The following is a 22,638-nucleotide window of genomic DNA, read 5'->3' as shown; positions in this document are numbered from 1 at the left end:
GACGGAGTATCAGGCAGTCGTGAGACGGCGAACCAGCGGTGCGTTTCGCCTGCTGCAACAGGGGAAGGAAGTAGCCCGATGAGACTGACCTGGGTGCAGCCCGAAGACCTGCTGCCGCATCAACTGGTCCAATCGAGATCCGAGGGGGTCGACGTCACCGACGTCGAGGAGCGCTGGCTCGCGGCCGGCGGGAGCACGGACGCCCCGGCCTCGGGTGCCTCGGACGCTCCCGCCTCGCCGGAGCTCCGGTCGCTGGCTCGTGAGCTGATGGACGAGCTCGACCGCCGGTGGACCGGCTGGCCGGAGCCGGACGTCCCCGACCTGCCCGTGCTCGGCACGCCGGACGAGTCGCGGGTCCTGAACGCGTGGCTCGGCCGCGCCGCCGGGAACCTGCTCGGCAAGGTGGTCGAGAAGATCCCGCGGGAGGGGATCCGGGAAATCCTCGAGACGTCGGGCCAGTGGCCGCTCACGCAGTACATCACCGCGATCGGTGTGCCGGACGAGGTGCAGCGGCGCTGGCCGTGGAACAAGCGCTCGATGCCGACCAGCCTGCGCGAGAACATCGACGGGATGCCCGAGGACGACGACCTCAACTTCGCCATCCTCGCCCTCCAGCTGCTGGAGCGGCACGGCTCCGCGCTGACCACGGAGGACGTCGCGCTGGCGTGGTTGAACGACCTGCCCGCGGGCCGGGTGTTCACCGCCGAGCGCGTTGCCTACCGCAACCTTCTCGAAGGGGTCGAGCCCGCACGGGCGGCGGTGGTCGGCAACCCGTTCCGGGAGTGGATCGGCGCCCAGATCCGGACCGACGCCTACGGCTGGGCGCACCCGGGCGACCGGACGGCGGCCGCCCGGCTCGCGCTCGTGGACGCCCGGTTGAGCCACACCGGCGCAGGGGTCGACGGCGCGTTGTGGGTCGCCGCGATGTCGGCAGCCGCGATGGTCCTGGACGACCCGCGCGAGGTGGCCGTCGCCGGGCTCGACGTCGTGGCCAAGGACGGCGCAATCGCACAAGCTGTCCGCTTCGGGCTGGAGCTCGCGGACACCGGCCTGGACGAAGCGCTCGACGCTCTGCACGGCGAGTACGGCGACCTGCACTGGGTGCACGCGGTGAACAACACGGCGCTGACGGCGTACGCGCTGACCGCCGCCGACTTCGGCGACGCTGTGGGCCGTGCGGTGATGGGTGGGTGGGACACCGACTCGGTCGGCGCCACGGTCGGTGCGGTGTTTGGCGCTGTCCGCGGGGTTCCGGCAGAGTGGTCTGCACCACTGGACAACCGGGTGGCCACAAGCCTGCCGGGAATGAACCAGATCGCGATCGACGGGCTGGCTGCGAGGACTGTGGAGGTGTCGCGGGGTGGAGCCTGACGTTGTCGTCGTAGGTAGCGCGAACGTGGATCTGGTGCTGCCGGTCCGGCGGATTCCACGTCCCGGCGAAACCGTCCTCGCCGGGGAGATGACCCGTGGCCCGGGCGGCAAGGGGGCGAACCAGGCCGTCGCGGCGGCGCGGGCGGGTGCACGTACTGCAATCGTTGCCTCACTCGGCGTCGATGACGCGGGTGAGCTCCTCCGCGACGCGCTGTCCGCCTCCGGTGTCGACCTCGCTCTGGTCTCGGGGTTGGAAGCCACTCCGACCGGGACGGCGATCATCACGGTCGACGACTCAGGGGAGAACTCGATCGTGGTCGCGCCGGGCGCGAACGGCGAGTTGACCCTGTCCGAGGCAGCGAGCCGGGCGGTGAGCGGAGCGAAAATCGTCCTTTCCCAACTGGAGATCCCGTTCCCGACCGTGCAGGCGGCGGCCGCGGCGAGCTCGTACTTCGTCCTCAACGCCGCCCCGGCGGCCGAGCTGTCCGACGAGTTACTCGCCGAGGTCGACCTGCTGGTGGTGAACGAGACCGAGGCCGAGCTGATCGCCGGCTCCGACCGGTCCGCGCTGCTCAAGCGGGTGCCGGCCGCGGTGGTCACGCTGGGCGGCGCCGGCGCAGTGATCCTGACCCGTGGCGCCGACGAGATCGCCGTCCCCGGGGTGCCCGTGGACGTGGTCGACACCACTGCCGCGGGGGACACGTTCTGCGGTGTGTTGGCGGCAGCATTGGCTGCCGTGTCAACCACCGATGCGATCACGGCAAGCGACCTGACGAATGCTGTCCGACGCGCTAACGTTGCTGCTTCACTGAGTGTTCAGGCCGCGGGGGCTATTTCCTCGGTGCCGCACGGGGATGCAATCGACGCGCGTTATGCGGAGGTGTACCTGTGAATCCGCTCGAGCCGCGGCCCATCGATCTGCCCGGCAGGGTCGATCTGGGGCTCCGGGCCGACCTGGCCTACCTCGACGACGCCAAGATCCTCGGCGCGCCGGAGGACCCGGCCGACCTGCCGCGGTGGCGCGGCAAGCTCGCCGAGTGGTTGATCGGCGCCTACGACCGGACGCCGTACGACGGCACCCACTACGAGGTGCCGGGTCGGGAGTGGACCCAGACGGCGTACTCGGTGGCGCTCGTCTGGCTCTGGGACGACCAGCTGTACGACGTCCGGACCGGGAAGTTCACCCCGGAGAAGTTCGTCCAGCACGGCGTCGACGACTTCGGCGGGTACGACGCGATCGTGCTGTGGCACGCCTACCCGGTGATCGGGATCGACTCGCGCAACCAGTTCGACTTCTACCGCGACGTGCCGAAGCTGCGCGAGCTGGTCGACGACCTGCACCGACTCGGGCTGAAGGTGTTCTTCGACTACAACCCGTGGGACGTCGGCACCCGCCGGGCCGCGCGCCCCGACGCCGACGAGTTCGCCGCACTGGTGACCGAGTACGCGGTCGACGGCGTCTTCCTGGACACGCTGAAGGAGGGCGACCCGAAGCTCACCCGCGCGCTGCGCAAGGCGAACCCGTCGATCGCCCTGGAGGGCGAGTCCCGGTTGCCGATGGCAAGGATCGGGGACCACGCGCTGTCCTGGGCGCAGTGGTTCGCCGACACCCGGGCACCCGGCGTGCTGCGGGCACACCTGTTCGAGCGCCGGCACATGATGCACCACACCCGCCGCTGGAACCGCGACCACAGCGACGAGTTGCAGTCAGCCTGGGTGAACGGCGTCGGCATGCTGGTCTGGGAGTCGGTGTTCTCGGCCTGGGTCGGCTGGAGCGCGCGCGACCGGGCGACCCTGCGCCGGATGGTCGCGGCGCAGCGCGCGTTCGCGCCGGTGCTGCTGAACGGCGACTGGATCCAGCTGACGCCGGAGGTCCCGGACAAGGCGCGGGACCACGGCATCTACGGTTCCCGCTGGGACCTGGCCGACATCACCTTCTGGACGCTGATCAACCGCGACGAGGAGGACTTCGAGGGCATCGTGCTGCGCTCGGAGGACCAGGTCGGCGACTGGTACGACGTGACGTCCGGCGTGCCGATCACCGCCGACGACGACGGTGTCCACTTGGTCGTGCCGGGGCGTGGTGTCACCGGCATCGTCCGGGTCGGCGCGACCGCGGGATCGAGTTGCCGGGCCACGGCCCGACGGCTGGGCACGCTGCCGCGGCCGCATGTCAAGGACTCCGCGTTCCCGATGGCGCCGGCCGAGCGGCAGCCGGTCCCGGAGGTCTCGGGCAACGCCGACATCGGCCCGGCGGTCGTCGTACCGGCGGGGGAGCGGGAGTTGGTCGTCCGGCATCGGCGCCGGGAGACCGGGCTGTACGACCAAGCCCCGTACGTGGAGGAGTGGAAGCCGCTGCCGCCACGTCTGCATGACATCCAGACCGTGAGCCGCTCGGTGTCGCTGAGCGGGATCTCGGTCGCGGTGTCCGAGGTGACCAACGTCGACTTCGCCGAGTTCCTGGCCGCGACCGGCTACCGGCCGCGGATCCCGAACCGTTTCCTGAAGCACTGGGTGGACGGGGCGCCGGTGCCGGGGACCGAGGCGCAGCCGGTCACGTACGTCGACCTGCCGGATGCGCGCGCGTACGCGGACTGGCGCGGCGGACGGTTGCCGACCGAAGACGAGTGGCAGGTCGCCGCCGGACTGGACGGGTTCACCCGGGTCGAGCCGCTGGTGTGGAACCTGACCGAGAGCGAGCACCGGGACGGCCGCAGCCGGTTCTGCATCCTCAAGGGCGGGTCGCACTACGTTGCCGAGGGCTCCGACTGGTACGCCGACGGCGGCCCACAGCCCCCCGAGGTCAGCTTCAAACTCGTCCTCACCGGCGCCGGCCTGGACCGCTCCGAAACCATCGGCTTCAGGATTGCAGGATGAGGACTGTTCCGCTTGAGGGTGTGAAGGTGCTGGAGGCGGCGACGCTGTTTGCGGGGCCGCTGGCGGCGACGTTCCTGGGGGACTTCGGGGCCGACGTCACGAAGATCGAGCATCCGGCGCGGCCGGATGCGGCGCGGACGCACGGCGCGTCGAAGGACGGCGTCGGGTTGTGGTTCAAGACGCTCGGCCGGAACAAGCGGCTGGCGACGCTCGACCTGTCCCGCGGTCGCGACGTGTTCCTCGATCTGGTGCGGGAGAACGACGTACTGATCGAGAACTTCCGGCCCGGGACGTTGGAGCGCTGGGGGCTGGGCCCGGACGTGCTGCTGGCGGCGAACCCGCGGCTGGTGATAGCGCGGGTGACGGCGTTCGGGCAGGTCGGGCCGTGGTCGGGCCGGCCCGGGTTCGGATCGCTGGCCGAGGCGATGAGCGGGTTCGCGGCGGTGACGGGTGAGCCGGACGGGCCGCCGACGCTGCCGCCGTTCGGGCTCGCGGACGGGATCACGGCGCTGGCCACGGCGTACGCGGTGATGGTCGCGCTGCGCGAGCGGGACCGGTCCGGCCAGGGGCAGGTGATCGACATGGCGATCATCGAGCCGATCCTGATGATGCTCGGCGGCGGGATCACGGCGTACCAGCAGACCGGGTACGTGCAGCCGCGGCTGGGGAACCGGTCGTCGAACAACGCGCCGCGCAACGTCTACCGGACCGCGGACGGCCGGTGGGTCGCGGTGTCGACCAGCTCGCAGAGCATCGCCGAGCGGGTGGTGACGCTGGTCGGCCGGCCGGATCTGGTCGCGCAGCCGTGGTTCGCCACCGGGCGCGAGCGGGCGCAGCACGCGGACGAGCTGGACGACGCGGTCGGGTCGTGGATCGCCGAGCGGCCGCTGGACGTGGTGATGGCGGAGTTCGAGAAGGCGGAGGCCGCGATCGGGCCGGTGCACGACATCCGCGGGATCATGGCCGATCCGCAGTACGCCGCGCTGCAGACGATCGTTGCCGTGGACGACGAGGAACTGGGGGGTCCGGTGCAGATGCAGAACGTGTTGTTCCGGCTGTCGGAGTCGCCGGGGTCGATCCGGTGGGCCGGCCGGCCGCACGGCGCGAACACCGACGAGGTGCTCGCCGAGATCGGGGTGACGCCTGCCCAACTGGCCGCCCTGCGCGAAGCCGGCGTGGTCTGAGTGCTCACAGCGCTGTACGTCCCGGCGAACCGGCCGGACCGCTTCGCGAAGGCGGTCGCCGCGGGAGCGGATGTGGTCGTGTTCGACCTGGAGGACGCCGTACCGGTCGACGACAAGGCGGCCGCACGCGGCTGGGCGGTGGCCTGGATCGCTGCCAACGCCTCGGGATCGGTCGAGGTGCGGGTCAACGCGCCGGGCACGCCGTGGATCGAGGACGACCTGGCCGCGGTGGCCGCCGTACCGCGGATCCGGATCCGGCTGCCGAAGGTGGAGAGCGCGGCCGATGTGCACGCCGTGCTGGAGCAGGTGCCGTCGGCAAGGATTACGGCGCTGATCGAGTCGCCGCTGGGCCTGGAGAAGGCGTTCGAGATCGCGTCGGCCGACTCGCGGGTGACCGCGATCGCGCTGGGTGAGGCGGATCTGCAGAGCTCGCTCGGCGTGGACGGCCCCGCCGGTCTGGCGTGGGCGCGCGGCCGGCTGGTTGCCGCCTCCCGGGCCGCCGGGCTGGGGGCGCCGATGATGTCGGTCTACCCGCACGTGCACGATCTCGACGGCCTCCGGGAGACGTCGCTGGAGGGTCGTGCGCTCGGTTTCGTCGGGCGTACGGCGATCCATCCGCGGCAGCTCGCGACGATCGTCGAGTGCTTCACGCCCACCGCCGTACAGGTGGCCGAGGCCGAGGCCCTGCTCGCCGCCGTCGAGAAGGCCGGCGTGTCGGCGGGCGGCGTGATCGTCCTGCCCGACGGCCGGATGGTCGACCCCGCCATGGTGGGGCGCGCCCGCGAAGTGAGCACCCTGATGCGAGAGATCGAGCTAAGGTCGTAGGCATGCTGCCGCGCAGTGTTGATGCCGTGGTGATCGGGTCGGGGCCGAACGGGCTGGTGAGCGCGATCGCCCTCGCCGACGCGGGCTGGGACGTGCTGGTGCTGGAGGCCGAGGAGACCTTCGGCGGCGCGGTCCGGTCGACCGAGAGTGACGGCTGGATCAGTGATCGTTTCAGCTCGAACTACCCCCTGGGCGTGGCCTCACCGGTGCTGCGCGCGCTGGAGCTGGAGAAGCACGGTCTGCGCTGGGCGCACGCGCCGCTGCCCCTCGTGCACCTGCTCGACGAGGACGGCGCCGCGGTCGCGATCCACCCGGACCCGGAGGACACGGCCAAGTCGATCGGTGTCGACCACCCGGGTGACGGCGACGCGTGGCTGCGGCTCTACCAGCAGTACGTCACGATCCGCGAGCCGCTGCTGAAGTCGCTGCTCACCACCTGGCCGCCGATCGTGCCGGGGATCAAGCTGGCCCGCAAGCTCGGGTCGGTGGGGGAGTTGCTGCGCTTCGCGCGGTTCATGGCGATGCCGATGCACCGGATGGGCCAGGAGCTGTTCGAGGGATCGCGCGGCCCGGCCCTGATCGCCGGCAACTCGCTGCACGCCGACGCCCCGCTGTCCGGCGCCGTCAGCGGCACTATGGGCTGGTTGCTCGTCATGCTCGCGCAGGATGTCGGCTACCCGGTCGCGGCCGGTGGATCGAGCTCGCTGTCGGGCGCGCTGGTCCGGCGGGCCGAACGAGCCGGTGCGTTGCTCGTTCGCGGGACGCCGGTGTCCGCGATCGAGGTGTCGTCCGGGCGGGTGACCGGCGTACGGACGGCGTCCGGGGAGACCGTCGTCGTCAACCGGGCGGTGATCGCGGACACGTCCGCGCCCACGCTCTACGACTCGTTGTTGCCAAGCGCAACGATTCCGGCGGGGTTGCGGCGGGACCTGGACGAGCGGTTCGAGTGGGACTACCCGACGGTGAAGCTGAACTTCCGGCTGAGCGGGCCGATCCCGTGGCGCTCGCCGGAGGCGCGGTCCGCCGGCGTGGTGCACCTCGGCGGCACCGCCGACGACCTCGTCCACCTGTCCGCCGACCTCGACACCGGCCGGCTCCCGTCGACGCCGTTCCTGCTGATCGGGCAGACCACCAAGGCGGACCCGTCGCGGTCACCGGAGGGCACCGAGGCGGTCTGGGCCTACGCGCACCTGCCCCGCAGGGTGGCGGACGACGAGTCCGCGGCGAAACTGGCGAACCGGATGGAGCGGGCGATCGAGCGCTTCGCTCCCGGGTTCGGCGAGCTGATCATCGACCGGGACGTGCAGATCCCGAGCGCCCTCGAAGCCGGCAACGCCGCGCTCGGGCTCGGTGCGGTGGGCGGCGGCACCATGCAACTCCAGCAGCAGCTGATCTTCCGGCCGACCATCGGGCTGGGAAGTCCGCGGACGTTCGTCTCCGGGCTCTACCTCGGCAGCTCGGCGGTCCACCCCGGCGGCGGCGTCCACGGCGCCTGCGGTCACCTGGCGGCCCGGACCGCGCTCCGCGACGCCTCTGTCCTCGGCCCGCTGACCCGCACCCTCCCGACGGCCGCACTCCGACGACTCCAACAGTGACGTGCGACTCGACGAAGCCAACTGCAGGGCCCGGGTTGCGGCGGCGCGGGTGGGGCGGCTGGCGACCGTAGGCGCTGACTTGCGGCCGCACGTCGTACCAGTGACTTATGCGGTGCACGGGGACGAGGTGTACGTCGCGATCGACCACAAGCCGAAGACGACGACAGACTTGAGGCGGCTGCGGAACATCGCGGAGAACGACCGGGTCGCGGTCCTCGTCGACGAGTACGACGAGGACTGGACGCACCTGTGGTGGGTCCGGCTCGACGGCGTCGCGCGGGTGCTGCCGTCCTTGCCGGCGGCGGTCGAGTTGCTGCAGGCGAAGTACCCGCAGTACGACGCCGAGCCGCCGCGCGGGCCGGTGATCGCCGTCCAGGTGCAGAACTGGTCGGGCTGGTCCTACACCTGAGTCGCGATCCGGAGGGCGGCGACCAGGTCGCGGTAGAGGTCGTCGGTCGCGAGCAACTCCTGGTGGGTGCCGCGGGCGCGGACCCGGCCGGACTCGAGGACGACGATCTGGTCGGCGTCGATGACCGTGGACAGCCGGTGGGCGATCGTGAGGACGGCGCCGGTCCCGGCGATCCGGGCGATCACCTCGTGGACGGCGACCTCGGTCAGGCCGTCGAGCTGAGCGGTCGCCTCGTCGAGCAGCAGGATCTCGGGGTCGCTGACCAGCGCCCGGGCCAGGGCGATGCGCTGCCGCTCGCCGCCGGAGATGGCCGCGGTGGACAACACCGTGTCGAGGCCGTCCGGTAGCTCGCGAACCCGGTCCTCCAGGCGGACTGCCCGGAGCGCCTCCCAGAGCGCGGGCTCGCCGGCGTCCTCGTGGGTGTAGAGCAGGTTCTCCCGAAGGGTGCCGGGAACCAGGGGCGTGTCCTGCTCGACGTACACGATCCGGCGGCGCAGGTCCTCCAGCGACCACTCCGGCAGCGGTACGCCGTCCAGCACCAGGCGGCCGGAGTCCGGGTTCAGGAACCTGAGCAGGAGCGAGAACATCGTGGTCTTGCCGGCTCCGGACGGACCGACGATCGCGGTGTGGCCGCGGCGGGGGATGGTGAGGCTGACGTCCTGCAACGCCGGTGCCGCGCCGGGCGCGTAGCGGGCGGTGACGTTCTCGAACGTGAGCGCTGACGGCACGTTCGTCGTACGGCCGGGATTGGTGTCGGCGGGCTCGAGCTCGAAGGCGTCGACCTCGCGGATCCGCATCGCGGCCGCGACTCCGGACTGCAGACCACTGACAGTCTGCGTGAGGGTGCCCACCGGCTCCATCAGCTGGAAGGCGTACAGCAGGAACGCGACCAGGGCCGAAACAGTCAGCAGGTTCTCGCTGACTCGCCAGGCGCCGATGCCGAGGATGAGCAGGGTCGCGGACCCGATCCCGAAGCCGGCCGCGGTCCAGGCGACGGCTTCATAGCGGACCGCGCGGACGCTCTGCCGCGCCGATTCGGTCGCCTCGGAGATGACCCGGTCGCTCTCCCGCGCTTCGGCCCGGCTGGCCTTGACCGTCCGGATCGCCCGCAGCGCACCTTCCAGTGAGCCGCCCAGCCGGCCGACCGCACCTTGCGCCTGCTCCTGGGCCTTCGCCATCGGCGGCATCAGCAACGCAACGATGATCCCGACCGCGGCCAGCGCGCCCAGTGTCGTGAGCAGCAGCACGCCGTCGAGCATCGCCATCAGCACCAGCGCGCCGACCAGCGAGATCACGCCGTTGACCAGCTGCACCAGACTCGATGCGGCGGCCTCGCGGAGCAGCACGGTGTCGGACGTGACCCGGGTGACGAGCTCGCCGGGGGAGCGGCCCGCGAGCTCACCCACGCGCACCCGGAACAGGCGCCGCACCATCGAGCTCCGCGCGTCGAGCACGACCCGCTCGCCCATCTTGCCGAGCAGGATCCACTGCACCAGGCCGAGCCCGGAGCTGACCACCAGCAGTACGACGAGCAGCGCCACGGCCGACGTGATCGGTGTCGACGCGGCCAGGCCGTCCAGGACCGGGCGATCCTGGAGGCTGCGGTGGTGGTGTTCGCCAAGCGGCGGACCGCCTCGCTGGGCGACATCGCGACCGAGGCGCAGGTCGCGCGCAGCACCCTGCACCGGTACTTCCCGGACCGCGAGGCGCTGATCCGGGCACTCGCCGAGGACGTCCTGGAGCAGACCGAGCGGACCATCCAGGAGGCCCAGCTCGACCAGGGGCCGGCCAGGGAGGCGCTGCAGCGCCTGATGACCGGGTGGTTCGACCTCGGCCCGCGGCTGTTCTTCCTGTACAACGAGCCGAGCTTCAACACCACCTATCCGGAAGCGGCGCAGTGGGTGCAGGACTTCTTCACCCGGCTTGACCAGGTCGGCAAGCCGATCGACCAGCTCATCGCCCGGGGGCAGGCGGACGGAGTCTTTGCGCCGTCGCTGCCGCCGGCCTGGATCAGCCGGATGATCTGGTGGATGGTCTACATCGGCTGGGAAGGCATCACCGAAGGCGACCTGACCCGCTTCACCGCCCCCGCCACCGTCCTCCAAACCCTCGAATCCGGCATCCTCGCCACCCCCACCTCCCCGCCCTCCCGCCCTCCGGCCGACCGTTGAGTTGTCGATTTCGGTTGGTGATCGGGCCGGATCTGCGCCGTTTTCCACGACTGAGTGGGGACTCACCTAGGGTGGAGGCGTGATGGGTGGAGTGGAAGGGGTACTGCGGGAGTTGGCGCCGCAGGTGCTGGGGTTCCTGGCTCGGCGGCATGGGCAGTTCGACCTGTGCGAGGACGCCGTACAGGAGGCTTTGCTGGCGGCGGCGACGCAGTGGCCGGTGGACGGGGTGCCGGCGAATCCGCGGGGCTGGCTGATCACGGTCGCGACCCGGCGGCTGACCGACCAGTTCCGCAGCGAGAACGCGCGGCGGCGCCGGGAGGACACCGTAGCGGCGATGGCCGGGCCGGAGGAACTCGTTGCCCCAGGCGCCGATGTGGACGCCCCACCGGACGCCGACGACACCCTCACCCTGCTCTTCCTGTGCTGCCATCCCGCTGTCACACCGGCGTCGCAGGTCGCGCTGACGCTGCGTGCGGTCGGCGGTCTGACCACGGCCGAGATCGCCCGCGCGTTCATGGTGCCGGAGGCAACGATGGCGCCGCGGATCAGCCGGGCGAAGAAGAGCATCAAGGCGGCCGGCAGCCGGTTCGCGATGCCGCCGGAGGAGGAGCGGGCCGACCGGCTGCGTGTCGTCCTGCAGGTGTTGTACCTGATCTTCAACGAGGGCTACACGGCCAGCTCGGGGGAGGCGTTGCAGCGGGTCGAGCTGACCGCCGAGGCGATCCGGCTGACCCGGATGCTGCACGACTCGCTGCCCGGCGACGGCGAGGTGGCGGGCCTGCTCGCGTTGATGCTGCTGACGGATTCCCGTCGTACGGCGCGGACGACGGCCGACGGCGGCCTGGTCCCGATCGACGAGCAGGACCGGAGCCGGTGGGACCGCAAGCAGATCGAGGAAGGTGTCGCGCTGATCCTGGAGACGCTGGCTCGGGGTGAGGTCGGGCCGTACCAGGTGCAGGCGGCGATCGCGGCGGTCCATGCGGAGGCGCCGAGCACCGAGGAGACGGACTGGCGGGAGATCCTCGGGCTGTACGTGCTGCTGGAGAAGCTCGCGCCGAACCCGATGGTCACGCTGAACCGCGCGATCGCCCTCGCTCAGGTCGAAGGTCCGCAGGCCGGTCTCGACCTGCTGGCAACTCTCGACGACGACAAGAACGTGACCGAGACCCACCGGCTGGACGCTGTCCGGGCGCATCTGTACGAACGGGCGGGGGCGCCGGCGAAGGCGCGGGAGCATTACCTGGCCGCGGCGCGCCGTACCACCAGCCTGCCTGAGCAGCGCTACCTGAACGCGAAGGCCGCCGGCATCCCGTCTGGGACGACCGGCGGCTGACGCGCGGGATCACACCGACTCGGTGACCTTGTTTTCGGCCGGAGCTTCCTTCAGGGCGAGCGCGGCCAGGAGTGCGCAGGCGAGGAAGGCGACGGCGCCGACGACAGCGACGACGTTCAGCCCACTGACGAACGCTGCCTTCGCGGCCACCGCCAGGTCGGAACCGAGTTGATGGGCGGCGCCCACACTCTCCGTTGCCTGCCGGGCGACGTCGTCGGGCAACGTCGCCGGCACGTCGAGTTGCTTGCGGTAGACGGCCGTCCCCAGGCTCCCGAGCAGCGCGACTCCCAGTGCGATACCGCCTTCGCCGCTGGTCTCGGCCAGTGAGGCGACCGACCCGGCCCGCTCCGGCGGAGCCGCGGCCAGCATGAGGTTCATCGTGAGAGCCATCGGCATCCCGATGCCGAACGAGGTCAGGGTCAGGCCGGTGACCAGGAAGCCCAGCCCACCGCCGGTGACCACCAGAAGGCCGGCTGCTGAGATCGCCAGGCCGATCGCGGCCGTGGTCGACGTCGGCAGCCGTTGGGCGATCCGCGGCGCCAGCGACAGGCCGAAGATCATCGCCACGCTCTGTGGCAGCAGCCAGAGCCCGGCCTGGAACGGAGTCAGCTCCTCGACGACCTGCAGGAAGAGCGCAGCCTGGAGCGAGATCCCCGCCATCACCACACCGGCGGCGACGGAGATGCCGAGGGCGGCGCTGAACTTCGGCGTCCGGAACAGCCGCAGGTCGAGCAACGGATGCGCCAGCTGTTGCTGGCGCCGGATGAAGCCGATGCCGATCAGCAGCCCGGCCAGGATCGCAACGAGCGGAGCGGTCGCCCAGCCGTGGCGGGCCAGTTCCTTGAGTCCCCAGACGACCGGCAGGATCGTTGCCAGCGACAACCCCACGCTGAGCAGGTCGAGCTTGCCCGCCGAGGTGTCCCGGTACTCCGGAAGCAGCAGCGGACCCGCGATCAGGAGTAGCAGCATCACCGGTACGCCGAGCAGGAACGCCGAACCCCACCAGAACCGCTCGAGCAGCAACCCGCCGACCACCGGGCCGATCAGCATGCCGACCATGAAGCAGCTGAACCACAGACCGATCGCCTGCGCGAGCTGGGCCGGATCGTGGAACATGTTGCGGATCAACGCCATCGTCGACGGCATCAAGGTCGCTCCGGCGATCCCGAGCATCGCCCGGCTGGCGATCAGCATCTCGGGGCTGCTCGAGTACGCCGCGAGGACTGACGCGACCGTGAACGCGGCGCCGCCGATCAGCAGCAGCTTCCGCCGACCGATCCGGTCGCCGAGCGTTCCCATCGTGACCAGGAAGCCGGCCAGCAGGAACGAGTAGATGTCCAGGATCCACAGCTGCTCGGTGCTGTCGGCGCCGAGATCGGAGCTCAGACTGGGCAGGGCCAGGTAGAGCACGCTGACGTCGAGCGACAGCAACAGCGTCGGGAGCGCGAGGACCGCCAGGCCCGTCCACTCTCGTTTGGTCGCCTTCATCGGTTCGTCCCTTCAAGAGTCGTGATCAGGTCGGGCATCAGCACCAGGTCGGGCCAGCCCTCGTCCGCCGCGAGCCGGGTCACCGCCGCCGCGACCCGGGCGCCGTCGCCGGTGCCGGTGATCAGCAGGCGGGCGGGATCGGCCTGCAGCTCGACGGCATGGTCCGCGGCCCAGCCGACGATCGCCTTGGCGTCGGCGACGGCTTCGTCGTACTGCGGGCTGGTCGGGCCGGCGAGGATCACCAGTCCGCCGCGCCGGCACAGCTGCCGGCACTCGGGGTCGGGATCGCCGGCGCCGGGGAGGAACACCAGCAGTGGCGGGCTCGTGCCGCTCGCCGGGGGCCAGTAGACCCGGGCCCAGATCGGCCCGCTGCTTCCGCGGAGCTGAACCGCGGCACTTCGTACGGTCGTCATGGCTCACACGCTGGCACCGGCGACGGACCGGAGGGAAAGGCCGATCGTGCATGACGGTGGTGCGTCATCGGCATCACCATCCGACGCCGATCCGGGCCAGAATGAACGTCATGACCGACAACGGGCGTGGTGAGGACACAGCCGACGTACTGGCGATGCCGCAGACCCCGGATGCGATCGAGCTCCGGCACCTGCGGTCGTTCGTCGCGGTCGCCGAGGAGCTCAACTTCGGCCGGGCGGCCACTCGGCTGTACCTGTCGCAGCCCGCGTTGAGCCGGCAGATCCGGGCTTTGGAGCGGCTCCTCGGCTGCGATCTGCTCCGGCGCTCGACGCATCGGGTGGAGCTGACACTCGCCGGCGAGGCGTTCCTCGACCGGGCCCGGACCCTGCTCGGCGACCTGGACAGCGCGATCGCGACCACCCGCTCGGTCGGTGGCGAGCTGACCAACCGGGTGAACCGGATGTGGGCGCCGCTGGCGGAGGAGGGTTTCGAGGGAGAGGTCGGCCGGATGCGGGCGGCGTACGAGGGGATGCTCGCGCAGGTGGAGCCGCCGGCCGACGTCCCGGTCGTGCCGGTGACCGCCGGAGGGGTTCCGTCCTTGCAGGTGGGTGGTCCGCCTTCGGTGCTGCTGCTCCACGGTGGTGGGTTCGTGCTCGGATCGGCGTACGGCTACCGGGCGCTGGCCGGGGCGTTGGCGGTCAGCACGAGTTCCGGCGTACTCGTGCCTGACTACCGGCTGGCGCCGGAGCACCCCTTCCCCGCCGCTGTGGACGACGCCCGGAACGCGTATCTGTGGATGCTGGAGCAAGGAGTCGCCCCGGAGGAGCTTCTGGTCGCCGGGGACTCGTCGGGTGGCGGGCTGGTGATGTCGCTCCTCCTTCTGCTGCGCGAGCAGGGCCTGCCGCTGCCGGGTGGCGCCGTACTGCTGTGCCCGGGGCTGAACGTGGCCGCGATCCTGGACGGCAGCTCACCGCTTGCCACGCAGGATCAGTTCCAGACGATGGCGCGCGTCACCTCCTGGTACGTCGGTGGGCATCCGCTGGACGATCCGCTGCTGAGCCCTCTGAACGCCGACCTGCACGGCCTGCCGCCGTTGCTGGTCCAGTCGGCCACCGGCGATCCGGTCGGGGACGACATGCGCCGGCTGATCGAGCAGGCGGAGAAATCTGGAGTCGACGTGGTAGCCGAGCTGTATCCGGCCGACACCCACGTGTTCCAGCTCTTCTGGTCGTTCCTGCCCGAGGCGCAGCAGGCGATGACGCGGATCGGTGAGTTCGCCGCCTCGATCAGGGGATCAGCAGATAGAAGCGCAGGTAGTCGTCCTGGATCGGAAGGGTCTGTACGTCGGTGAAGCCGGCGTCGGTGGCGTAGCGGCGCAGCGTTGACGGGCGCATGACTGCTCCCGTTGCCGCGGTCTCGGGGTCGCCCATCGCGTCGGGCAGACACGAGAGGACGCTCCAGCTGTAGTGGTAGCGCTCGATGTCCGAGGCCGGGGCGGTGAACTCGTCCTCGACGAGCTCGTCGACGATCAGGACGGTCCCGTCGGCGGCCAGCATGTCGCGGACGCCTTGGAGCGCCTCGACCGGGCGCGACATGTCGTGCAGGGCCTCGATGACCGTGACCAGGTCATAGCCGGGCGTCTGCTTCAGTTTGGCGGCGTCGACTACCGAGAACGTGACCCGATCGGCGACGCCGGCTTCCTCCGCGTTTTCGCGCGCGGCGGCGACGGCGTCCTCGTCGAGGTCGTAGCCGTCGACAGTGACGCGGGGATAGGCCTGTGCGATGGCGATCGCCGCCCAGCCCGTGCCACAGGCCACGTCGGCCAGCCGGGCCGGTGGGTCGGAGCGCAGCCTGCGGTCGAGCTCGGGGATCGCCGGCAGCCAGGACTTGGCCAGCAGGTTGAGGAACAGCGGCCGGTTCCACTCCGCTCGACCTTCCGGCTCCCAGGGGAGTGGAGGTGGCGCGTCGCCCGTCCGGAAGGCCTCGACCAGCTCGGGCAGCCGGCGGCCGGCGCGGGCGATCTCGACACCCTGGTGCGCCTGGTAGCGAACGTCGTCCGGATCTGCCAGGACGGGGACGAACGCGGGCGGCAGGCTGAACCGCCGTACGGCGGCTTCTGCAGTCGGGTCGTCGACCTCGAGCAGTCCGCTGGCGGCCTGGTGCTCGAGCCACTCGCGGATGTAGCGCTCCGCGGTGCCGGTGCGTTGGGCCAGCTCGGTCGAGGTCGCGGGGCCTTGCTCGGCGAGCGACCGGTACAGGCCGAGGCGTTCGCCGAGGTAGACCGTATAGATCTCCAGGGCCGCACCGGCGTGGCGGAGCAGTCGATCGGCGAGCGCTTGGGTGTCGTCCGTCGTACCCATGAGGGGATCGTAGTGGCCCGGGTCACGTGACCTGAGTTGTAACTTCGGTTTACAGTGGCCGGTATGAGTCTTGTGCTGAAGAGCCGGCGGGACGCCATCGGGGTCGGGGTGGCGCTGCTGAACCGGCTGGCCAACTCGCGGGCGATCGACCGGCTCGGGCTGCGAAAGCCGGCCGAGCGGGCGGTGTTCGAGGCGACCAAGACCGGATTCCGGACGGCCGGCGCGTGCTCCCGCCGGTTCACCGCGGCGTCGAAGCTGGCCAAGCCGTCCCGGCTGCCCGCGGCCCGCGGCACCGGGCGGTTCGACCTGACGCCGACCGAAGACCAGCAGATGGTGGTCGAGGTCGTGCGCGAGTACGCGGCCGAGGTGCTGCGTCCGGCGGCCGCTTCCGCGGACACGGCGTGCGCGACCGACGCCCAGGTGCTCTCGTCGTCCGCGGACCTCGGCTTGAGTCTGATCGAAGTACCCGAGGAGCTCGGCGGCATCGTCACCGAGCGGTCGGCGATGACCGGCGTACTGGTGGCCGAGGCGATGGCCCACGGTGACTTGGGTCAGGCCGTCGCGTGCCTGGCGCCGGCGGCGGTGAGTACGGCGATCTCGCTGTGGGGCGACGAGACGCAGCAGGCGACGTACCTACCGGCGTTCACCGGGTCGTCGGTGCCGGCGGCGGCGCTGGCGATTCTCGAACCGCGGCCGCTGTTCGATCCGTTCTCGTTGCAGACGACCTTCGCTGGTGGGCGGCTGAACGGGGTGAAGTCGTTGGTGCCGCGGGGCGCCGAGGCCGAGTTGTTCGTGATCGCGGCTGCGTCGGAGTCCGGTCGGCCGGCGTTGTTCCTGGTGGAGTCCGATCATCCTGGGGTGACGATCGAGGCCGAGCCGTCGATGGGATTGCGGGCTGCGTCGCTCAGTCGGGTGATCCTGCAGGACGTGCCGGCTGTGCAGTTGGGGACTGTGGAGGACTACGCCGAGTGCGTGCGGCTGTCGCGACTCGGGTGGTGTGCGTTGTCCCTTGGTGCGGCGAAGGCGGTGCTCGACTACGTGACGCCGTACGTGAACTCGCGGGTCGCCTTCGGTGAGCCGATCAGCCATCGGCAGTCGGTGGCGTTCATGGTCGCGAACATCGGGATCGAGCTGGAGGGCATGCGGCTGGTGACGTACCGGGCCGGATCGCGTGCAGAACAAGGGCTTCCGTTCGCGCGCGAGGTCGCGCTGGCACGGCGGTTGTGCACGGACAAGGGGATGCAGATCGGGACGGACGGCGTGCAGCTGCTCGGCGGACACGGGTTCGTGAAGGAGCACCCGGTCGAGCGGTGGTACCGCGACCTCCGGGCCATCGGCGTCATGGAAGGTGCGGTGCTGGTCTGATGATCAACCTCGAAACCCCTCGCAAGTTCAGGGCCTTCGTCAACCAGGCGCACCAGGTCGCGGCCGAGATGCTGCGGCCGAACTCGCGCAAGTACGACCTGGCCGAGCACGCCTACCCGGTCGAGCTGGACATGCTCGCCGCGGTGGTCGACGGATTGGGTGCCTCGGGCACCGGTTCGGGCGCCGGGGCCTCCGGCGTACGGCGGTCCGTCGAGGCGGCCGACGGTGTCGTGAACGGGTCGAACATGTCGTCGGTGCTGTCGGTCATGGAGATGTGCTGGGGTGACGTCGGGCTGCTGCTGTCGATGCCGCGGCAGGGACTCGGCAACTCGGCGATCGCGTCGGTGGCGTCGGACGAGCAGCTCCGGCGCTTCGAGGGCGTGTGGGCCGGGATGGCGATCACCGAACCCGACTGCGGATCCGACTCGGCCAACATCCAGACCACGGCGCGGCTCGACGGCGACTCCTACGTGCTGAACGGCGAGAAGATCTTCGTCACCGCCGGCGGCCGCTGCGACGCGGTCGTGGTGTGGGCGACGCTGGACAAGTCGCTCGGCCGCGCTGCGATCAAGTCGTTCGTCGTACCGAAGGACACCCCCGGGGATGACGGTCGAACGCCTCGAGCACAAGCTCGGCATCCGCGCCTCCGACACCGCCACGATCCGCTTCGAGGACTGCCGGGTGCCCGCGGCCAACCTGCTCGGCTCGCCCGGCATCGACACCGGCAAAGGCTTCGCCGGCGTCATGCAGACCTTCGACAACACCCGCCCACTCGTCGCCGCGATGGCGGTCGGCGTGGCCCGGGCGTCGCTGGAGCTCACCCGCTCGATGCTGTCCGAGGCCGGCGTCGAGATCGACTACGACCGCCCCGTCCACCTGCAGCCGGCGGCGGCAGCGACGTACCTGACCCTGGAAGCCGATTGGGAAGCCGCCTACCTCCTCACCCTCCAGGCCGCCTGGATGGCCGACAACGGCCGGCCCAACTCCCTCCAGGCCTCCATGGCCAAAGCCAAAGCTGGCCGCACCGCCAACGACATCACCCTCCGCTGCGTAGAACTGACCGCCCCCCTCGGCTACTCCGAACACCACCTCCTCGAAAAATGGTCCCGAGACAGCAAAATTTTGGACATCTTCGAAGGCACCCAACAAATCCAGCAGCTCATCGTCGCCCGCAGACTCCTCGGCAAGACATCTGCTGAGCTGAAATAGCCTTGTTTGCAAGGGATCTGAGTGGACTATCACAGCAGATCGGGACCGCTGTCGAGGTTATCGACTTCCGGGCTCTGATCCGCCCTGCTCCGTGACTGCTCCGTCAACCGCCCGGCAAGTCGCTCCAGTCGTCGGTCGACGCCGGTGACTAGCCAAGTCACATCGCACAGATCACGACTCGGCCGGCCGCGAGTACGCCGCGCGGACCTGCGACGGGTGTCACAGGACTGCTATCTGTACGCAGCCGTATAGATGGGATTACGCTCCATCTATACGCAATCGTATGGATTGGGCGGATATAGATGAGGATTCCGAAGTCGGAGCACACTGCGCGGCCCTGGCGGATCCACGAGATCACGCCGGACTTCACTCTGGAGGACGTCTGGCGGCTGCCGACACCCGGTGGTCCTGACGACCTCCGGCTCTTCGTCGCGGACGTCACGGGTACGAACGACCCGTCGGCAAACTGGGCCTGGCCTGCTCGTGCGCTGTGGGCGATCCGCTGGAAGCTCGGCGAGCTGTTCGGCTGGGACGACCCGGAGCACGGCCTGACGACAAGGGTTCCCTCCCTGCGCGATCGGCTGCCGGACGACCTGCGCGACGGGCCGTCGGGGCCGGAGTTCACCGGGCTGCCGTTCTCACCGCTCTACCAGCTGCAGGACGAGTGGGCGGCAGAGATGGCCAACCGGACCATGCATGGGGTGATGCACATCGGGTGGGTGCCGGACGGGGACGGTCGGTACCACGCCCAGATGGCCGTGCTGGTACGGCCGAACGGATTCTTCGGTCGCCTGTACATGTCCGCCATCGCGCCGTTCCGCTACTGGATCGTCTATCCGGCACTGATGCGCGCGATGGAACGCGAATGGGGCAGCGTCGCAGGCGCTGTGAGTCCGGTCCGGTGAGTGGGGCACTCGTCGCGGTCGCGGCGATCATCGTGGCCCTGCTCGGGGGAGCGCATCTGACCTTGCTGTACGCGAGCCCGAAGCTGAGTCCTGACGACGATCTGGGCAAGCGTCTCTCGGTGTCCGTGGTCCCGTTGTCCGACGCGACGAACCTGTTACGGCTGTGGGTCGGGTTCAACGCCAGCCATGCCCTCGGCGCGCTGGTCTTCGGGCTGACGTACAGCTATCTCGCCCTCGTGCACGACGAGATGGTGTCCGAATCGCCGTACCTGATCGTGGTCGGTGCAGCCTATCTGCTGGCGATGCTCCTCGCCAGCGTCCGCTACTGGTTCAGCGTGCCAAGTACCGGTCTCGCGCTCGCAACTCTTCTCTACCTCGTCGGTGCCGTGCTGGGCGCGGCTTGATTCTCACGAAATGTCCACTCAGGAAAGGTGTTTGGCGCCATGACACAACCTCTGCGACGCATCGCCGGGTCGGCGCTGTCCGTAACAGTCGTCGCGATCGCCTCGGGACTCACTGCGGCACCGGCTCAGGCAGCTCCCTACTACGCGTACAAGAACGAGCATTCGCGCACCTGTCTGACGGGTGGCAAGACCGGGACGGTGTTCGTCTCGTCCTGTAACGGCAGTTGGTATCAGCAGTGGACGTGGGCGGGCGGCGACGAACAGGGCTACTACCGCCTCAAGAACCGCGCGACCGGCGAGTGCCTCATGACCGACTACAAGAGCCAGGTCAACGCAGTGTGGACGAGTCGCTGCAGCACCGACAACGACGTACGCGGCCAGCTCTGGAGAACCCCCGGCTACATCATCAACCGAGATCTGATCAGCCTGCTGCGGACGAGCCCGACAGCCGGCGCCGTCTACAGCGACAAGAGCGACAGCTCGTTCGACTGGTCGTACTACGAGTGGCACTCGACAACCCCGTAGATGATCGCCGAGGGAGCCGTGACGCCGGCGTCCGGCTCCCTCGCCGTAGAGAGGTCTGCTGATGATCCGCAGCGTGGTCCCGGGCATCCTCGTGCTCGTTCTGGTCGTGATCGGCCTTCTTCACTTCGTCTGGGCGGTCACGCCCTGGCCTTGGCGCGACCAGGTGTCCTTCAGCAAGGCGATCTACGGCAGTGACAGCGGCGACATGCCGCCACCGCTGTTGTCGGCGCTTGTCGGGGTCGCACTGCTCGGCGGTGCGACGCTCACCCTCATGGTCAACGACACCCTTCCCGGGATCGGACCGGACTGGCTCCAACACACGGGCATGTTCGGCCTTGTCCTGGTGATGCTCGGCCGCGGTGTCGGCGGCTATTTCATGAACTCTGGCCGGGCCGCCGAGTTCCGGCGATGGAACTCCATCCTCGACTCACCGCTGTGTCTCGGGCTGTGCCTGCTCGCCACGACAGTTGCTGTAGCAGCGATCGCCCGTTAGCGCTCGCTCGAGATGTGGTTTCGACCAACTCGGCCAGGACCCGGCAGTGGTCCTGCCAGATCTTCACCCTGATCGCCGCTGGGAGCGCCTCTGCTCCCTGGCGCCACGTCTGACCAGATCATCGGTACTGAATGGAGGAACAATGACCAGTCAAGAGCGGCCAAAGGTCGTGGTGCTGGGAGCCGGCTTCGCCGGCGTCCAGGCGATCCGCCAGCTCTCGCGTGCACATGTCGACGTGACCTGGGTGGATCAGCACCCCTACAGCACCTTCCAGCCGTTGCTGTACCAGGTAGCGACCGGTGGCCTGAACGCGGGGGACATCACGTACCCACTGCGGCACCTCAGCGCTCGGCATAAGGTCCGGTTCCGGCGGGCGACCGTGCTCGGCATCGACCGCACGAGCCGGCAGGTGCTGGTCGACGCCGGTGCGCCGATCCCGTACGACTACCTGATCGTCGGCATCGGAACGGTCGCCGATCACTTCGGTGTCCCTGGGGCGGCCGATCACTCGATGTCGATGTACACCCGCACGGATGCGCTCGCCGTACGGGACAGGATCTTCGGCGGACTCGAAAGGCTCGCCGGTCAGTCAGGTCCCGGAGCCGACGAGTTCCACATCGTCGTCGTCGGGGGCGGTGCTACCGGGGTCGAGATGGCTGGTGCGATCGCCGAGCTCAAGCAATCCATGGTGTCCAAGGCGTTCCCGGAGCTTGACGAGTCTCGTGTCAGGGTCACGTTGGTCGAGATGGCCGGCGCTCTCCTGGCACCATTCGACGAACGTCTGCAGGACTACACCTACCGCCAGCTGATCAAGCGCGGCGTCGATGTCCGGCTCACTACGGCGATCTCCTCGGTTCACGAGGACCGTGTCGATCTGAAGGACGGCTCGACCTGGCCGGCGGACCTGGTCGTCTGGGCCGCTGGTATGACCGGCGGCGCGGAGGACGGGTGGGGGCTGCCGACCGGCCGTGGCGGACGAATCGTCGTCGACGACGACCTTCGCGTTCCAGGCCTCGGCACTGTCTTCGCGGTCGGTGACGCGGCGATCAATCCGGCCGATCCGATGGCGCAGCTTGCGCAACCCGCGATGCAGATGGGCAAGCACGCGGCACGCCAGATCGCCAGGCTCGAGCGAGGCAAGGCCGCCCAGCCGTTCCGCTACCGGGACAAGGGCACCATGGCAACCATCGGCAACCGGGCCGCCGTTGTCCAGTTGTCCATCGGGCCCCGGATCACCGGAACCATCGCGTGGGCAACCTGGGTGCTGCTCCACATCTGGTTCCTCCTCGGTGGCCGCAACCGCATCGGAACCCTGGTCAACCTGGCCTACCAGTACCTCCTCTGGCCCCGCCGAACGGGCGCGATCGTCGGCGACATCTCCTCCCTGCCGCCCTCCGCTCACGAGACTCGCAGTACCGCTCGGCAGGAAGTCACCTGACGGCAGTGGCGGCGAGGTGGCTGAGTCGTGCGGAACCGCTGGCGCGGTTCTTGTACTCGGTTCGGACTGGCCTCGGCGCCACTTCGGCAATTCGAGGTCCGACTTGGCATCGAGCCTTGCACGATTTCGCGACGCCGATCGCGGTAGCCGGCATCGATCTCGTACCAGTCGCCGTCGACGATCCGTACCTTGCAGGCCTGGATGTTCTCGGTCCCGCCGGCCACTTCCCTCGAGTCGAAGGCCCAGATCGGTGAGCCCACCAGTGGTGGGAC

The 22,638-nt window shown here is 69.8% G+C and carries 20 protein-coding genes and 1 pseudogene; 17 read left to right on the top strand and 4 right to left on the bottom strand.

Translation table 11 applies throughout. The features are described from left to right. Window positions 1–78: 78 nt before the first annotated feature. Genes ACIBGM_RS43705 through ACIBGM_RS43675 form a run of 7 tightly spaced genes read left to right on the top strand, consistent with a single transcriptional unit; the run spans window position 79 to window position 8,261 of the window. Window positions 79–1,371, top strand: coding sequence for an ADP-ribosylglycohydrolase family protein (locus ACIBGM_RS43705; protein ID WP_396388917.1), 1,293 nt, complete (start codon window positions 79–81; stop codon window positions 1,369–1,371). Continuing rightward, complete coding sequence (locus ACIBGM_RS43700) at window positions 1,361–2,263, top strand: ribokinase (RefSeq protein WP_396388916.1); 903 nt, start codon at window positions 1,361–1,363, stop codon at window positions 2,261–2,263. The genes ACIBGM_RS43705 and ACIBGM_RS43700 overlap by 11 nt, the downstream gene beginning before the upstream one ends. Beyond that, window positions 2,260–4,248, top strand: coding sequence for an SUMF1/EgtB/PvdO family nonheme iron enzyme (locus ACIBGM_RS43695; RefSeq protein WP_360531975.1), 1,989 nt, complete (start codon window positions 2,260–2,262; stop codon window positions 4,246–4,248). The genes ACIBGM_RS43700 and ACIBGM_RS43695 overlap by 4 nt, the downstream gene beginning before the upstream one ends. Then, a complete protein-coding gene (locus ACIBGM_RS43690) occupies window positions 4,245–5,432 on the top strand; it encodes a CaiB/BaiF CoA transferase family protein (RefSeq protein WP_396388915.1) in 1,188 nt (395 codons plus the stop codon). Before ACIBGM_RS43695 ends, ACIBGM_RS43690 begins: the two co-directional genes overlap by 4 nt. After that, window positions 5,433–6,257 (top strand): CoA ester lyase, encoded by an 825-nt coding sequence (locus tag ACIBGM_RS43685; protein WP_360531981.1) that lies wholly within the window; start codon window positions 5,433–5,435, stop codon window positions 6,255–6,257. It begins immediately after the preceding gene. A 2-nt stretch (window positions 6,258–6,259) separates the two neighbouring features. Further along, on the top strand, window positions 6,260–7,852 hold the full coding sequence (locus tag ACIBGM_RS43680) for an NAD(P)/FAD-dependent oxidoreductase (protein ID WP_360531984.1): 1,593 nt from the start codon (window positions 6,260–6,262) through the stop codon (window positions 7,850–7,852). 1 nt (window position 7,853) lies between these two features. Further along, complete coding sequence (locus ACIBGM_RS43675; protein ID WP_396388914.1) at window positions 7,854–8,261, top strand: TIGR03668 family PPOX class F420-dependent oxidoreductase; 408 nt, start codon at window positions 7,854–7,856, stop codon at window positions 8,259–8,261. Here the strand turns inward: ACIBGM_RS43675 and ACIBGM_RS43670 are convergent. Further along, window positions 8,252–9,802, bottom strand: coding sequence for an ABC transporter ATP-binding protein (locus tag ACIBGM_RS43670; protein ID WP_396388913.1), 1,551 nt, complete (start codon window positions 9,800–9,802; stop codon window positions 8,252–8,254). The two genes, ACIBGM_RS43675 and ACIBGM_RS43670, sit on opposite strands and share 10 nt — an antisense overlap. 63 nt (window positions 9,803–9,865) lie before the next feature. On the opposite strand from ACIBGM_RS43670, the gene ACIBGM_RS43665 reads away from it, so the two are divergent. Next, window positions 9,866–10,432, top strand: a complete 567-nt coding sequence (locus tag ACIBGM_RS43665; protein ID WP_396388912.1) for a TetR/AcrR family transcriptional regulator — start codon at window positions 9,866–9,868, stop codon at window positions 10,430–10,432. Between the two features lie 82 nt (window positions 10,433–10,514). Further along, the gene (locus ACIBGM_RS43660; protein WP_360531990.1) at window positions 10,515–11,765 is read left to right on the top strand and encodes a DUF6596 domain-containing protein; all 1,251 of its coding nucleotides are present in this window, start codon (window positions 10,515–10,517) and stop codon (window positions 11,763–11,765) included. A 9-nt stretch (window positions 11,766–11,774) separates the two neighbouring features. Here ACIBGM_RS43660 and ACIBGM_RS43655 read toward each other — a convergent pair whose 3' ends face one another. Continuing rightward, entirely contained in the window at window positions 11,775–13,253 is a 1,479-nt protein-coding gene (locus ACIBGM_RS43655) for an MFS transporter (protein ID WP_360531993.1), read from the bottom strand. Further along, window positions 13,250–13,666 carry an alpha/beta hydrolase fold domain-containing protein gene (locus tag ACIBGM_RS43650; protein ID WP_360531996.1) on the bottom strand — a complete coding sequence of 139 codons (417 nt, stop codon included), beginning with the start codon at window positions 13,664–13,666 and terminating at the stop codon, window positions 13,250–13,252. The genes ACIBGM_RS43655 and ACIBGM_RS43650 overlap by 4 nt, the downstream gene beginning before the upstream one ends. 110 nt (window positions 13,667–13,776) lie before the next feature. Between ACIBGM_RS43650 and ACIBGM_RS43645 the strand changes: the two genes are divergently transcribed. Then, window positions 13,777–15,018: an alpha/beta hydrolase fold domain-containing protein gene (locus tag ACIBGM_RS43645; protein WP_360531999.1), complete on the top strand. Its 1,242-nt coding sequence runs from the start codon at window positions 13,777–13,779 to the stop codon at window positions 15,016–15,018. On the opposite strand, the gene ACIBGM_RS43640 is transcribed toward ACIBGM_RS43645, so the two are convergent. Continuing rightward, complete coding sequence (locus ACIBGM_RS43640) at window positions 14,954–16,027, bottom strand: SAM-dependent methyltransferase (protein WP_396388911.1); 1,074 nt, start codon at window positions 16,025–16,027, stop codon at window positions 14,954–14,956. The genes ACIBGM_RS43645 and ACIBGM_RS43640 overlap by 65 nt on opposite strands. A gap of 63 nt (window positions 16,028–16,090) precedes the next feature. Between ACIBGM_RS43640 and ACIBGM_RS43635 the strand changes: the two genes are divergently transcribed. From ACIBGM_RS43635 to ACIBGM_RS43605, 7 genes and pseudogenes are all read left to right on the top strand, one after another. Further along, entirely contained in the window at window positions 16,091–17,392 is a 1,302-nt protein-coding gene (locus ACIBGM_RS43635) for an acyl-CoA dehydrogenase family protein (protein WP_396388910.1), read from the top strand. Further along, window positions 17,392–18,601 (top strand): annotated as a pseudogene (locus tag ACIBGM_RS43630) (acyl-CoA dehydrogenase family protein). Before ACIBGM_RS43635 ends, ACIBGM_RS43630 begins: the two are co-directional and overlap by 1 nt. Window positions 18,602–18,903: 302 nt before the next feature. Further along, window positions 18,904–19,506, top strand: coding sequence for a DUF2867 domain-containing protein (locus ACIBGM_RS43625; RefSeq protein WP_396388909.1), 603 nt, complete (start codon window positions 18,904–18,906; stop codon window positions 19,504–19,506). After that, window positions 19,503–19,910 (top strand): hypothetical protein, encoded by a 408-nt coding sequence (locus ACIBGM_RS43620; RefSeq protein WP_396388908.1) that lies wholly within the window; start codon window positions 19,503–19,505, stop codon window positions 19,908–19,910. Before ACIBGM_RS43625 ends, ACIBGM_RS43620 begins: the two co-directional genes overlap by 4 nt. A gap of 39 nt (window positions 19,911–19,949) precedes the next feature. Then, entirely contained in the window at window positions 19,950–20,435 is a 486-nt protein-coding gene (locus ACIBGM_RS43615; protein ID WP_360532020.1) for an RICIN domain-containing protein, read from the top strand. Between the two features lie 61 nt (window positions 20,436–20,496). Then, a complete protein-coding gene (locus tag ACIBGM_RS43610) occupies window positions 20,497–20,928 on the top strand; it encodes a DUF3995 domain-containing protein (protein WP_396388907.1) in 432 nt (143 codons plus the stop codon). 142 nt (window positions 20,929–21,070) lie between these two features. Then, window positions 21,071–22,366 (top strand): NAD(P)/FAD-dependent oxidoreductase, encoded by a 1,296-nt coding sequence (locus ACIBGM_RS43605; protein WP_360532026.1) that lies wholly within the window; start codon window positions 21,071–21,073, stop codon window positions 22,364–22,366. Window positions 22,367–22,638 lie beyond the last annotated feature (272 nt).

Origin of the sequence: Kribbella sp. NPDC050470, assembly GCF_044458365.1 — a bacterium.
Classification (GTDB): Bacteria; Actinomycetota; Actinomycetes; order Propionibacteriales; family Kribbellaceae; genus Kribbella.
The sequence above is the reverse complement of the archived record's forward strand: the minus strand, read 5'-3'. Positions and strand labels throughout refer to the sequence as shown.

What these genes read in the sequence shown, in the direction of transcription:
- ACIBGM_RS43705 (WP_396388917.1), top strand. Translation starts at nt 79, where the DNA reads ATGAGACTGACCTGGGTGCAGCCCGAAGACCTGCTGCCGCATCAACTG.
- ACIBGM_RS43690 (WP_396388915.1), top strand. Translation starts at nt 4,245, where the DNA reads ATGAGGACTGTTCCGCTTGAGGGTGTGAAGGTGCTGGAGGCGGCGACG.
- ACIBGM_RS43680 (WP_360531984.1), top strand. Translation starts at nt 6,260, where the DNA reads ATGCTGCCGCGCAGTGTTGATGCCGTGGTGATCGGGTCGGGGCCGAAC.
- ACIBGM_RS43660 (WP_360531990.1), top strand. Translation starts at nt 10,515, where the DNA reads ATGGGTGGAGTGGAAGGGGTACTGCGGGAGTTGGCGCCGCAGGTGCTG.
- ACIBGM_RS43655 (WP_360531993.1), bottom strand. Translation starts at nt 13,253, where the DNA reads ATGAAGGCGACCAAACGAGAGTGGACGGGCCTGGCGGTCCTCGCGCTC.
- ACIBGM_RS43650 (WP_360531996.1), bottom strand. Translation starts at nt 13,666, where the DNA reads ATGACGACCGTACGAAGTGCCGCGGTTCAGCTCCGCGGAAGCAGCGGG.
- ACIBGM_RS43645 (WP_360531999.1), top strand. Translation starts at nt 13,777, where the DNA reads ATGACCGACAACGGGCGTGGTGAGGACACAGCCGACGTACTGGCGATG.
- ACIBGM_RS43640 (WP_396388911.1), bottom strand. Translation starts at nt 16,027, where the DNA reads ATGGGTACGACGGACGACACCCAAGCGCTCGCCGATCGACTGCTCCGC.
- ACIBGM_RS43635 (WP_396388910.1), top strand. Translation starts at nt 16,091, where the DNA reads ATGAGTCTTGTGCTGAAGAGCCGGCGGGACGCCATCGGGGTCGGGGTG.
- ACIBGM_RS43625 (WP_396388909.1), top strand. Translation starts at nt 18,904, where the DNA reads ATGAGGATTCCGAAGTCGGAGCACACTGCGCGGCCCTGGCGGATCCAC.
- ACIBGM_RS43615 (WP_360532020.1), top strand. Translation starts at nt 19,950, where the DNA reads ATGACACAACCTCTGCGACGCATCGCCGGGTCGGCGCTGTCCGTAACA.
- ACIBGM_RS43610 (WP_396388907.1), top strand. Translation starts at nt 20,497, where the DNA reads ATGATCCGCAGCGTGGTCCCGGGCATCCTCGTGCTCGTTCTGGTCGTG.
- ACIBGM_RS43605 (WP_360532026.1), top strand. Translation starts at nt 21,071, where the DNA reads ATGACCAGTCAAGAGCGGCCAAAGGTCGTGGTGCTGGGAGCCGGCTTC.